We start from the raw sequence: 12,187 nt of genomic DNA on the forward strand, positions 1-12,187 counted from the left end.
CGCCGGTCCGTCGTGCTCAGACGTCGAGGTGGTCGACCAGCTCGTCCGCCAGGCCCGTGTAGGTCGCCGGCGTCAGGTTGGTCAACCGGGCCTTCGCGCCGTCGGAGATGTCCAGACGGTTCACGAAGACGATGAGGTCCTGCTGGCTCACCCGCTTGCCGCGCGTGAGCTCCTTGAGCATCGCGTAGGGGTCCTCGATGTTCGACTGCCCGGCGGTGACCTCGGCACGGATGACCGTCTGGATCGCCTCGGCGAGGACCTCCCAGTTGTGGTCGAGGTCGTCGGCGAGCTTGGCCTCGTTCACGGCGATCTCGCCCAGTCCGCGGCGCAGGTTGTCGAGCGCGAGCAGCGAGTGCCCGAACGCGACGCCGATGTTCCGCTGCGTGGTGGAGTCGGTCAGGTCGCGCTGCAGTCGGCTCGTCACGAGGGTCTCGGACAGCGTCGAGAAGAGCGCCGACGAGATCTCGAGGTTCGCCTCGGCGTTCTCGAACTTGATCGGGTTGATCTTGTGCGGCATCGTCGACGACCCGGTGGCACCCGCCACGGGGATCTGCGTGAAGTACCCCATCGAGATGTAGGTCCACACGTCGGTGGCCAGGTTGTGCAGGATCCGGTTGGCGTGACGCACCCGGTCGTAGAGCTCGGCCTGCCAGTCGTGCGACTCGATCTGCGTGGTGAGCGGGTTCCACGTCAGGCCGAGGCCCTCGACGAACTCGCGGGACAGCGCGGGCCAGTCGGCCTCGGGGTCGGCGGCGAGGTGTGCCGAGAAGGTGCCGGTCGCGCCGGAGAACTTGCCGAGGTACTCGCTGCCCTCGATCTGGGCGAGCACGCGCTCGAGCCGGTAGACGACGACCGCGAGCTCCTTGCCGAGCGTCGTCGGGGTGGCCGGCTGACCGTGGGTGTGCGAGAGCATCGGCACGCTCTTCAGCTCGACGGCGAGCATCCGGAGCTTCTCGAGCACGGCACGGAAGCCGGGCAGCCAGACCTGGTCGACGGTGTCCCGCACGGTGAGTGCGTAGGACAGGTTGTTGACGTCCTCGCTGGTGGCGGCGAAGTGGGTGAGTTCGGCGATCGCGTCGAGGCCGAGCTCGGACAGCCGGCGGCGCACGAAGTACTCGACGGCCTTGACGTCGTGGCGGGTCGTCGCCTCGATCTCGGCGAGCTCCGCGATCTGGTCCTGGCCGAAGGTATCGACGATCCGGCGCAGTGCTGCCTTGTCGTCGACGCTGAGCGGCGAGGTGGTGAACATCGCGTGGTCGGTCAGGAAGATGAGCCACTCGACCTCGACCACGATGCGCGCGCGGTTGAGGCCGGCCTCGGAGAGGTGCTCGCCCACCGTGTGCACGATCGGGTAGTAGCGCCCGTCGAGCGGGCTGATCGGCTGCGGGGGAAGGGGGGTCATGGGGCTCCCTGACGGACTGCCGGCTCGAGCTGGTGGAAGAGCGCCCGGCAGGCCCGTTCGACGGTCGAGAGCACTCGGTCGAACTCGTGCCGGTCCGCGTAGTACGGGTCCGGCACGTCGGCCTGCTGGGGCCAGGCGGCGTCGTACCGCAACAGGAGCGTCACCTTGGCGGAGTCGTCCATGGTCGGGGCCCACGAACGCAGGATGCGCTCGTGGGAGCGGTCGAGTGCGACCACCAGGTCGAGGTCCGGGAACCGGTCCGGGTCGAACTGACGGGCGCGATGCCTGCTGCCATCGTATCCGCGCGCCGCCAGCGCTGCGATCGTGCGCTCGTCGGCGGGTTCGCCGACGTGCCAGTCACCGGTACCGGCCGACTCCACCTGGAACCGGTCGGCGAGACCGGCGTCCGCGGCGATCTGCGCGAAGACGACACCGGCCATGGGGGAGCGGCAGATGTTGCCGCTGCAGACGAACGAGACGCGGAACGGGGCGTCGACGTCCTGGGTCATGAGCACATCATGACGCAGGGCGGGGTCCTCCGCGAGGTCCGCCGGGGTCACGCCCGCTGGCGGTTGAGCACCGGGCGGGCGAAGAGCCCGATCAGCCAGGCGAAGACCGCGAGCACGAAGGCACCGACGATGCCCCAGCCGAAGGAGTCGACCTCGAGCCCGAAGCCGAACGCCTCCGAGATGCCCGCGACGATGAGCAGCAGGATCGCGTTCACGACGAACGAGATGAGCCCGAGCGTGAGGATGTAGAGCGGGAACGCCACGATCCGGATGAGCGTGCCGATCACCGCGTTCACGAGACCGAACACGAACGCCACGAGCAGGAAGGTGAGGACGGTCGCAGTGGTCCCGCCGTCACCGAACGGCGTCACGGAGACGCCGCTGACGATGAGCGTGGTGAGCCAGAGCGCGAGGGCGTTGACGACGAGGCGGACGAGGAATCGCATGCGCCCATGATGCCCTCGTTCCCCTCGTGGGTGCCGTGGGCCTGCCGGTAGCCTGGACCGGTGAGCGAGCAGCGTGTGCACATCCGGCCCGAGGTGGCCGTCCTCCCCGCGTACAAGCAGGGGCGACAGGCGTCCGACTCCGCCTTCAAGCTGTCGAGCAACGAGAACCCGTTCCCGCCGCTTCCCGGGGTCGTCGAGGCCGTGCAGGCCCAGACCTCGTACAACCGCTACCCCGACGCCACCGCCCTCGCCCTGCGCGCCGTGCTGGCCAACCGCTTCGGGCTGACCGCCGAGCAGGTGCACGTCGCCCCGGGCAGTGTCGCGATCCTGCACGAACTCGCCCGCGCGACCTCGGGCCCCGGCGACGAGATCGTCTACGCGTGGCGCTCGTTCGAGGCGTACCCGGGCGTCGTCACGGTCGCCGGCGCCACCAGCGTGCAGGTGCCGAACCGCGCCGACGGCGGGCACGACCTCGACGCGATGGCCGCGGCCGTCACCGAGCGCACCCGCATGGTGCTCGTCTGCTCGCCGAACAACCCGACGGGGCCGATCGTGACCGCCGCGGAGTTCGACGCGTTCATGGCCGCGGTGCCGCAGTCGGTGCTGGTCGTGCTCGACGAGGCATACGCCGAGTTCGTGACCGACGAAGCCGCCGTGCACGGCCACCCGCTGCTCGCCGCGCACCCCAACCTCGTGGTCCTCCGTACCTTCTCGAAGGCGTACGGGCTCGCGGGGCTCCGGGTGGGCTACGCGCTCGGTCCGGACTACGTGCTCGACGCCGTCCGGGCCTGCGCCATCCCGCTGTCCGTGACCGCCCAGGGCCAGGCGGCGGCGCTCGCCAGCCTGGAACGCGAGGCCGAACTGCTCGGACGCGTGACCGAGATCGCCACCCTGCGCGACCGGATCGTCGTCGAGCTCCGGGCCCAGGGCTGGGACGTCCCGGACGCCCAGGGCAACTTCCTCTGGCTGCCGACGGGCGAGCGGACGGCGACCGCGGCGGCCGCGTTCGAGGACGCCGGCATCATCGTCCGGGCCTTCCCGCCAGAGGGCATCCGCATCTCGATCGGCGAGCACGAAGCTGTGGAAACGCTCCTCCAAACAGCCCGCTCACTTGTGGGGGACCTCCAGGTGGCCGACTAGTGCCTGGCGCTACGCTGGCCCGCATGTCATTCCGCGCCGCGGCTCCCGCGACGACCACCGTCCGGCTCCTCGACCCCGAGGGTCGGTTCGTGGAGACCGACGAGAACGCCGAGTTCGCCGCCGCCGCGCGGGCGATCCCCGACGAGACCCTGCTGGCGATGCACCGCCGCATGGTGCTCACCCGTCGGTTCGACCACGCCGGCCACAACCTCCAGCGCACCGGCCAGCTCGGCCTGTGGGTGCCCAGCCACGGGCAGGAAGCGGCACAGACCGGCTCGGCCTTCGCCCTGCGCGCCCAGGACCACGTGTTCCCGTCCTACCGCGAGCACGCCGTCACGATGCACCGCGGCGTCGAGCCGATGGAGATCATCGCGATGTACCGCGGGCAGACCCACGGCGGGTGGGACCCGGACCAGCGCGGCAACACGCACATCTCCACCCTGGTGATCGGCTCGCAGACCCTGCACGCCACCGGGTATGCGCTCGGCCAGAAGCTCGACGGCGGCGTCGGCACGGGCGACCCGGACCGCGACGCCTGCTCGATCGTCTACTTCGGCGACGGCGCCACCAGCCAGGGCGACGTCAACGAGGCCTTCGTGTTCTCCGCGTCGACCAAGGCGCCGGTGGTCTTCTTCCTGCAGAACAACCACTGGGCCATCTCGGTGCCGGTGTCGGTGCAGTCCCCGACGCCGCTCGTCGACCGCCCGCGCGGCTTCGGGATCCCGAGCGTCCTGATCGACGGCAACGACATCCTCGCCTCCTACACGGCCTCGGTCGTCGCGACCGAGCACGCCCGCAGCGGCCAGGGCCCGGCCTTCATCGAGGCCGACACCTACCGCATCGGTGCGCACACGAGCTCCGACGACCCGAGCCGGTACCGCGCCGACGGCGAGCTCGAGGAGTGGGTCCTGCGCGACCCGATCGTCCGGTCCGAGGCGTACCTGCGCTCGAAGGGTGCGACGGACGAGCAGTTCGCCGCGTTCGACGAAGAGGGCGAGGACATCGCCGCCGACGTCCGACGCCGCACCGTCGCCCTGACCGCACCGTCCGTCGACGTCATGTTCGACAACGTGTACCGCGAACCGCACCCGCGGATCACCGAGCAGAAGGCCTGGCTCGCCCAGTACGAGGCCGGCTTCGAAGGGGGCGCCCACGCATGAGCACCACCGAGCAGCTCTTCGACTACACCCTGCGCTCCCACCCGGGCGCCGGTGAGGTCCCGAGCGACCCCACCCCGACCCTGCCGATGGCCAAGGCCCTCAACGCCGGGCTCGCCGCGGCCATGGAAGCGGACGACAAGGTCCTGCTGATGGGCGAGGACATCGGCCAGCTGGGCGGCGTCTTCCGCATCACCGAGGGCCTGCAGGACCGCTTCGGCGCCGAGCGCGTGCGGGACACCCCGCTCGCCGAGGCCGGCATCATCGGCACCGCGATCGGCCTCGCCCTGCGCGGCTACCGCCCGGTCGTCGAGATCCAGTTCGACGGCTTCGTGTGGCCCGGCTTCGACCAGATCACCTCGCAGCTCGCGAAGATGGCGAACCGCCTGCCGGCACACATGTCGCTGCCCGTCGTCATCCGCATCCCCTACGGCGGCCACATCGGCGCCGTGGAGCACCACCAGGAGTCCCCCGAGGCGTACTTCGCGCACACCCCGGGTCTGCGGGTCGTCAGCCCGAGCACTCCGAACGACGCCTACTGGATGATCCAGGAGGCCATCGCGTCGAAGGACCCGGTGATCTTCCTCGAGCCGAAGTCCCGCTACTGGCCCAAGGGCCAGGTGGACCTCGTCGACGGCCACGTCCCGATGCACACGACCCGCGTCGCCCGCACCGGCACCGAGGTCACCCTGGTCGGGCACGGCGCGATGGTCGCCACCCTGATGCAGGCGGCGGACATCGCCGAGGCCGAGGGCACCAGCTGCGAGGTCATCGACCTCCGCTCGATCTCGCCGATCGACTGGGAGCCGCTGCTCGCCTCCGTCCGCAAGACCGGTCGCCTGGTCATCGCGCAAGAGGCCTCCGGCTTCGTCAGCGTCGGCAGCGAGATCGCCGCGACCGTCGCCGAGCGGGCGTTCTACACGATGCAGGCACCGCCGCTGCGGGTCTCCGGCTTCGACGTGCCGTTCCCGGTCTCGAAGCTCGAACACCTGCACCTGCCGGATGCCGACCGCATCCTCGAGGCCGTCGACCGCGCCCTCGCCTACTGACCCGTCCGACCGAGCACGACCAGATCCGCGAAGGAGCCGTAGTGGCCGCCGCCGAATTCCCCCTGCCCGACGTGGGTGAAGGCCTCACCGAGGCCGAGATCGTGCAGTGGCGCGTCGCGATCGGGGACGAGATCGCCGTCGACCAGGTGCTCGTCGAGATCGAGACCGCGAAGTCGCTCGTCGAGCTGCCGTCCCCGTTCGCCGGCACCGTCACGGGCCTGCTCGTGTCCGAGGGCGACACGGTCGAGGTCGGCAAGCCGATCATCCGCGTCGACTCGGACGCGTCGGTCGCCTCCGGTGCGGCCCTCACGCCGCCTGCGGAACAGCCTGTCGAGCAGCCTGGAGGCGCGGCGCCCGTCGCCCAGACCGCCCCGGTCTCGCCCGTGGTCGCGTCCACCCCGCCGGCCCCTGCCGCCCCGTCGGCTCCGGTCGCGCAGACCCCGCCCGCTCCCGCGGCGGTGCCGGCACGCGCCGCTGCCCCCGTACCGGCAGCACCTGCCCCTGCCGCCGCGCCGGCGGCGCCGGTCCAGCCGGTCGCGGTCGACGCCTCCGTCCAGGGCACGGACGAGTCCTCCGGTGCCGTCCTCGTCGGCTACGGCTCAGCGACCTCGTCGCCCTCCCGTCGCAAGCCGGGCGCCCGCCGGGCCGCAGCGCTCGCGGCCGAGGCGAGCCGCGCCTCCAGTGTGGACACCGCCGCGGCGGCGGAAGCCTCCGTCGACCCGGGCGAGGAGAGCACCGCCGAGGCGATCAGCGCGCTCGGCACGGGCTCCGCGCACAAGCAGAGCACCGCGACCAACGTGCTGGCGAAGCCGCCGATCCGGAAGCTCGCGAAGGACCTCGGCGTCGAACTGACCGAGATCGTCGCGACCGGTCTGGCCGGCGAGGTCACCCGCGACGACGTCATCCGGCACGCGAAGCAGGCCAGCGTCTTCCGGAACATCGAGACGCCCGAGTGGGGCGAGGTCCGCAGCGAGACGATCCCGGTCAAGGGCGTCCGTAAGGCCATCGCCACCGCGATGACCACGTCCGCGTTCACGGCACCGCACGTGTCGCTGTTCGTCGACGTCGACGCGACCCACACGATGGAGTTCGTCAAGCGCCTCAAGGCCTCGCCGACGTTCGCCGGCGTCAAGGTCTCGCCGCTGCTCATCGTCGCGAAGGCCGTCATCTGGGCCGTCCGCCGGAACCGCTCGGTGAACTCGACCTGGACCGACCGCGAGATCATCGTCCACCACTTCGTGAACCTCGGCATCGCCGCGGCGACCCCGCGCGGGCTCATCGTGCCGAACATCAAGGACGCGCAGGACATGTCGCTGCTCGAGCTGGCGCAGGCGCTCGAGGAACTCACCCTGACCGCCCGCGACGGCAAGACCACGCCGAAGCAGATGGCGAACGGCACGGTGTCGATCACGAACATCGGTGTGTTCGGCATGGACACGGGGACCCCGATCCTCAACCCGGGAGAGGTCGCGATCGTCGCCATGGGCACGATCAAGCCGAAGCCGTGGGTCGTCGACGGCGAGGTCCGCTCGCGCATGGTGACCACCATCGGTGCGTCGTTCGACCACCGCGTCGTCGACGGTGACGTGGCGTCCCGCTTCGTGCACGACGTCGCCTCGGTGCTCGAGGAGCCCGCGCTCCTGCTCGACTGAGCGCCGGTCGTTCCGCTTCGTGAGCAGAAATGGTCGGGTTGCTTCGAGCCACTCGACCATTCCTGCTCACCATCTGCGGGCTTCCGCAAACGTCGCGTGGTGTTCACACGGATGTCGGGGGTCGGCGGCATGATCGGTGCATGGTCCACCAGCTCCTGACCCCCTCGCAGGAGATCCGAACGGATCGCCTCCTGCTCACCCCGCTGACCCCGGCCGACATCGACGACGTGCACGCGCTCTTCTCGGACGCCCGCACGTGGCAGCACCTGCCCACGGGTCGGCACGTGGCGCGGAGCTCGAGCGTGGACATGGTGCAGCGCAAGATCGGCGGTCGTGCACGCCACGGCCTCGGGTCCTGGGCGGTCCGGAGCGCCTCCGACCACGCCTTCGTCGGTGTGGGCGGGGTCGACATGACCGCCGGTGGGGTCTGGAACCTCGGCTACCGCCTGGCGCCCGCGGCATGGGGGCAGGGCTTCGCGTCCGAGATCGCCCTCGCTGCCGTGCGTGCCGCCGCCGACACCGCTCCGGACGTCCCGGTGACCGGCAGGGTGCTCACGAACAACCCTGCTTCTGCAGCCGTGCTGCGTCGTGCCGGGCTGTCGCTGGTGTGGCAGGGGGCTCCCGCCGCGCAGAACCGCGCCGCCGCCGGCGTCGAGGGGCAGGTCTGGACCGATCGGCTGCTCTCCGACGAGCAGTTCGCCTGGCTCGTCGCCAACGCCTGACCCGTCAGCGAGCGGGTCCGCTGAGCCTGATGCTCCGTGCGGCGCGGGCTTCGACCGATGACGAGTGTGTCGCGATCAGGACGGCCGCTCCGTCGGCCGCCAGCTCGCCCAGCAGGTCGAGCACCATCGCGGCGTTGTCGTCGTCGAGGGCACTCGTCGGCTCGTCGGCGAGGATGACCGACGGACGCTTCACCAGGAGCCGCGCCATCGCGACCCGTTGCTGCTCGCCGCCGCTGAGTTCGTGGACGCGGTCCGTTCCGCGTCCAGCCAGACCGACACGGTCGAGGGCCTCGCCCGTCCGGATGCCTCGGTGTCTCCGCCGTCCGTCCGGCAGGCGAACCACGTCGACGTTCGACTGGACCGTCATGTCGGGTACCAACCCGAAGTCCTGGAACAGGTACCCGAGGTGGCGCCGCCGGATCAGTCGTGCCCGCCGCCCGTTCGAGCCCGCCGACTCTCCGTTGATCCGGATCGTGCCGCCGTCGAGCGCATCGACGTGCCCGACACAGTCGAGCAGCGTCGACTTCCCGCAGCCGCTCGGCCCGACCAAGCCGACGATCTCTCCGCCTGCCACCTCGAACGTCAAGTCGTGCCACAGTGCACGGCCTCCGCGACGCTTCGATGCGTTCTGTACCTCGATCATCGTGATCCGTTCCCTCGGTTGCGTGCAGTGCTCCGTGCCGTGACGGCCATGACGACGAGGCTCGTGGCGCTCACCGCCGCGAGCGCCACGAGCGCGAGCACCCCGGCGACTCCGGCCGACTGCGCGACCGGGTCGAGCGCCGATCTGAGACCGCCCCCGTCCGGGCGTTGCGACCACCAGGTGTTGACGACGGCGATGACGGAGATCGAGACCAGACCGGCTTCGATCGTCAGCAGGCCAGCATCGGTGCGGACGGGCGAGACGCCACTGGTGAACTTCGCGAACAGCGCACGGCCGTGACGGCGTCGGTGCGCGATCGTGGCGACCATCCCGAGCATGACGCTGACGGCGAGGGTGCTGACCAGGGTGCCCGTCCCGATCGCCACGGTCGTCGCTGCGTGCCGTGCCTGTTCCGCCGCAGACTGACCCACCGCGACGACCGCGCTGAACTCGTCGCGGAGCCCCGACGCGCCGATCGACCGCTCGGCGGCAGCACGGGACGTGAAGACGACGTCTCCGGTCGACAACCACGATCCGAGTTCATCGGCCGAGAAGACGTCGAACGGTGTGGGGACGACCACGATCACGGCATCGTCGAGCCACGCGCGCGACGACGCGTCGTCCGGGTACGAGTAGACCTGCTGGCGGGCCAGCGTGCCGCCGATGACGTGCTCGAGGAGGGCGTCGGGTGCATCCCGCAACTGCCAGTCGGTCAGACCCGCGACGAGCCGCTCGCGGGAGAGGTCACTGTCGGCAGGCATCCACACGGCGATCTCCGCGCCGTCGGTGGTGATGCGTGCCCCGTCCTCGGAACGGACGTCCTGCAGGGCTAGGTAGCCCTGGTCGACGACGAGCGCAGGAACCATCGACTTCCCTCGGCCACTCGACACCTCGACCGCAGCGGCGAGGAACGCATCACGCCGCTCGAGTGCCCCGCCGGCGAAGTCACCGATGCGGTCCCAGTAGGCCTGCTCCTCGACCGGGCGGGGATCAGGGGTGACCCAGAGCTGGACGGTTTCGCCGGCCGCCCGAAGATCCCGTTCTGCCGTTCCCTGTCGCGCGGTGGTCACCGCCCCGGTCAGTTCGAAGACGGCCGCGACGAGCAACAGCAGCGCGGGCACCCGTGCGATCTGTGCGACGAGCAGGAGCGCGCCCGCTGGTCGAGCGCCCCGCAGTGCGCCGGCCAACGGCTGCCGGCACGCGACCACCGTGCCGATCGTGTGCGCGACGACGACCGGTACGAGCAGCCCCACGCAGAACACCGAGATCGCGGCGGCGAGGGTCGCTGCCGAAGCGAGCCCGTTGTAGAACCAGAGCCCGATGGCGGCGACGGGTGCTCCGATGGCGGTGACGAGCACGGCGGTCCGGAGCTCAGCCAGCTCCTGGATGACGATGGCGGTTGTGGTGTCTCCGTGCAGTCGGCGGACTGCGCTGCGGCGAGGGGCCCCGACGGTCGTCATCAGGCAGAGCGCCACGCATCCCGAGACGAGTGCTCCGACCAGGGCCAGGGTCTGATCCAAGCCGTCGGTGACGCCGATGCGTTGCAGGAGCGGCACGCGCTCCACGCTGACCTCGTACCCGGCGTCTGCCAGTGCGCCCACGACGGCTCGCCGAGCCTCGTCGTCCCCGAAGACCGAGTACGAGCCGGTCGGGTCGAACTGGTCGAGTTCCGACATCGGACGGACGGCGGTGACCATCGACCTCGTGAAGTCCTCGTACCCGTCGAGGAGCCAGCCGGCACCGCGGCTCGAGGGCGCGTCGGTGACGAGCGCGACGCGGCGCGTCGTCGGAGCTGCGCGGTCCGCCACCACCCGCGCGATCGTCGCGTGCTCGGCCTCGGCGACCTGCTCCAGTGCGATCGCGACCCGCTGGTTCGATCCGGTCTCAGCACCGGCGGTAGCGGTCACCACGGACGAGGCGCCCACGATGCCGGCTTCGCTGACCTGCACCAGGCCGACGAAACCCAGGACGGCAGCCAGGAGCGGCGGGACGAGGTAGGCGAGCGCCACCGATCGGATGTTCATGGTCCCCCTTGCGGCGAGCGTGAGCCGGAGCGGACGGTCGCTCGGACCGCCCGCTCCCGGTCTCAGCAGTTGTGGTAGTACGCCTTGTTGCCGCTGCGCGCCTTCGGTGTCATCGCCATCGCGTACCGGCCGCCTGGCACGTTCGTGACGCGCTTCGACTTCTTGCCGACCGCAGTCGCGCCGTGGCACCGCTTCTCGCGGAAGTAGTTCGACCAGGTGTCGTCCTTGCCGACGCCCCATTGCCAGAAGCTCCCGCCCCCGCCGTCGTTGTCGGTGCCGATGCCGCTGGTCTCACCGCTCGCACTTGCACCGGAAGCAGCGACGGTCACTCCGCCGGCTTCCGACCCTGACCCCATGACCTCGAACTGCGCAGCTGATGCCGCCGTCGCAGTGCCCGTGATCAGGCCGACGGTGAGACTGAGGCCGACGAGCATCTTCGTTCTGGACTTGTGCATGACTGTTTCCTCCCATGTGCCCCCCGATGAGGCTCGACCGATCGTGGCAGCGGTGCAGCACTGATGTCAAGAATGTGGAACTCATGTATCACCTAGTCTGATCCGCCCGACGTTGGTCTTCCCGGCCTGACTCGCTACTGTGATGGGAACTGGTCATGTCCGCGCATGACCACCGCCCAGGACCAGCAACGGAGCACGAGGGACGCATGACGAGCCGCATCACCGAGGGTGCCGAACCGAAGCACCAGCAGCTGCGGCGCATCCTGCTCGACCTCGTCACCACGCGACTGGCTCCCGGTGCTGCGATCCCGTCCGAACGGCAGCTCATCGCCGAGTACGGCGTCTCGCGGATCACCGTGCGTGAAGCACTCGGGCAGCTGGTCAACGAGGGCTACCTGGAGCGCGTCCGCGGCAAGGGCACCTTCGTCGCGCACCGGCCCGTGCAGTCGACGCTGCACCTCGCCTCGTTCACCGAGGAGATGCGGGCGATGGGGCACGAGCCGACCACCGTGGTGCTCGTGCGCGAAGAGCGGGTACCGCCGGCCGACACCGCCGCGGCCCTGCGGATCGATCCGGACGTGCCCGCCTTCCACGTGAAGCGCCTGCGGATGGCCGATGGTGCCCCGGTGTCGATCGACGACGCCTGGCTCGTGGCCGACGCGTTCCCGGGTCTGCTCGACCACGACCTGTCGGGGTCGGTGTACTCGATCATCGCCACGGAGTACGGCACTCCGATCGACCGCGCGCAGCAGACCGTCGCGGCGAACCCGGCGGCCGACGACGTCGCGACCCTGCTCGGCACGAAGACCGGCGCTCCGGTGCTCGAGTTCGACCGGGTGTCGTACGCGGGGGAGCGCCCCGTGGAGCACACCCGCAGCTGGTACCGATCTGACCGGTACCGGGTGCAGATGGAGGTCACCGCGACCCCCGCGGTCGCGTAGCGCGCCCGGCAACGCGAAAGCGACTGTGTGCTGCGGGTGTTCCGCAG

Annotated in this window: 12 protein-coding genes; 6 read left to right on the top strand and 6 right to left on the bottom strand. The window is 70.5% G+C overall.

Translation table 11 applies throughout. The annotated features are described in order from the left end of the window. Positions 1–16: 16 nt before the first annotated feature. The 3 genes from purB to DEJ19_RS02420 are packed head-to-tail and all read right to left on the bottom strand — an operon-like array spanning position 17 to position 2,357. Positions 17–1,402 (bottom strand): adenylosuccinate lyase, encoded by a 1,386-nt coding sequence (gene purB / locus DEJ19_RS02410; protein WP_111233107.1) that lies wholly within the window; start codon positions 1,400–1,402, stop codon positions 17–19. Next, entirely contained in the window at positions 1,399–1,911 is a 513-nt protein-coding gene (locus DEJ19_RS02415) for a low molecular weight protein-tyrosine-phosphatase (RefSeq protein ID WP_017886476.1), read from the bottom strand. The genes purB and DEJ19_RS02415 overlap by 4 nt, the downstream gene beginning before the upstream one ends. Before the next feature lie 47 nt (positions 1,912–1,958). Continuing rightward, positions 1,959–2,357, bottom strand: a complete 399-nt coding sequence (locus tag DEJ19_RS02420; protein WP_071404898.1) for a phage holin family protein — start codon at positions 2,355–2,357, stop codon at positions 1,959–1,961. Positions 2,358–2,417: 60 nt separating this feature from the next. Here DEJ19_RS02420 and DEJ19_RS02425 point away from each other — a divergent pair, with 60 nt between their 5' ends. From DEJ19_RS02425 to DEJ19_RS02445, 5 genes are all read left to right on the top strand, one after another. Then, a complete protein-coding gene (locus DEJ19_RS02425) occupies positions 2,418–3,497 on the top strand; it encodes a histidinol-phosphate transaminase (RefSeq protein ID WP_071404899.1) in 1,080 nt (359 codons plus the stop codon). 23 nt (positions 3,498–3,520) lie between these two features. After that, on the top strand, positions 3,521–4,657 hold the full coding sequence (locus DEJ19_RS02430) for a thiamine pyrophosphate-dependent dehydrogenase E1 component subunit alpha (protein ID WP_111233108.1): 1,137 nt from the start codon (positions 3,521–3,523) through the stop codon (positions 4,655–4,657). Positions 4,658–4,743: 86 nt separating this feature from the next. Further along, a complete protein-coding gene (locus tag DEJ19_RS02435; RefSeq protein ID WP_071404980.1) occupies positions 4,744–5,703 on the top strand; it encodes an alpha-ketoacid dehydrogenase subunit beta in 960 nt (319 codons plus the stop codon). A gap of 41 nt (positions 5,704–5,744) precedes the next feature. Further along, the gene (locus tag DEJ19_RS02440) at positions 5,745–7,355 is read left to right on the top strand and encodes a dihydrolipoamide acetyltransferase family protein (RefSeq protein WP_111233109.1); all 1,611 of its coding nucleotides are present in this window, start codon (positions 5,745–5,747) and stop codon (positions 7,353–7,355) included. Positions 7,356–7,495: 140 nt separating this feature from the next. Then, positions 7,496–8,077 (top strand): GNAT family N-acetyltransferase, encoded by a 582-nt coding sequence (locus DEJ19_RS02445; RefSeq protein WP_111030920.1) that lies wholly within the window; start codon positions 7,496–7,498, stop codon positions 8,075–8,077. Positions 8,078–8,081: 4 nt separating this feature from the next. Here DEJ19_RS02445 and DEJ19_RS02450 read toward each other — a convergent pair whose 3' ends face one another. The 3 genes from DEJ19_RS02450 to DEJ19_RS02460 form a co-directional block, all read right to left on the bottom strand. Continuing rightward, on the bottom strand, positions 8,082–8,720 hold the full coding sequence (locus tag DEJ19_RS02450; protein WP_111233110.1) for an ABC transporter ATP-binding protein: 639 nt from the start codon (positions 8,718–8,720) through the stop codon (positions 8,082–8,084). Beyond that, complete coding sequence (locus DEJ19_RS02455; RefSeq protein WP_111233111.1) at positions 8,717–10,744, bottom strand: bacteriocin-associated integral membrane family protein; 2,028 nt, start codon at positions 10,742–10,744, stop codon at positions 8,717–8,719. Before DEJ19_RS02455 ends, DEJ19_RS02450 begins: the two co-directional genes overlap by 4 nt. A 62-nt stretch (positions 10,745–10,806) precedes the next feature. Then, on the bottom strand, positions 10,807–11,199 hold the full coding sequence (locus tag DEJ19_RS02460) for a lactococcin 972 family bacteriocin (protein WP_111233112.1): 393 nt from the start codon (positions 11,197–11,199) through the stop codon (positions 10,807–10,809). Between the two features lie 206 nt (positions 11,200–11,405). Here DEJ19_RS02460 and DEJ19_RS02465 point away from each other — a divergent pair, with 206 nt between their 5' ends. Beyond that, on the top strand, positions 11,406–12,140 hold the full coding sequence (locus DEJ19_RS02465; RefSeq protein WP_017886466.1) for a GntR family transcriptional regulator: 735 nt from the start codon (positions 11,406–11,408) through the stop codon (positions 12,138–12,140). Positions 12,141–12,187 lie beyond the last annotated feature (47 nt).

The sequence above is a fragment of the Curtobacterium sp. MCSS17_016 genome (assembly GCF_003234255.2).
In the GTDB taxonomy this organism is placed as follows: domain Bacteria; phylum Actinomycetota; class Actinomycetes; order Actinomycetales; family Microbacteriaceae; genus Curtobacterium; species Curtobacterium flaccumfaciens.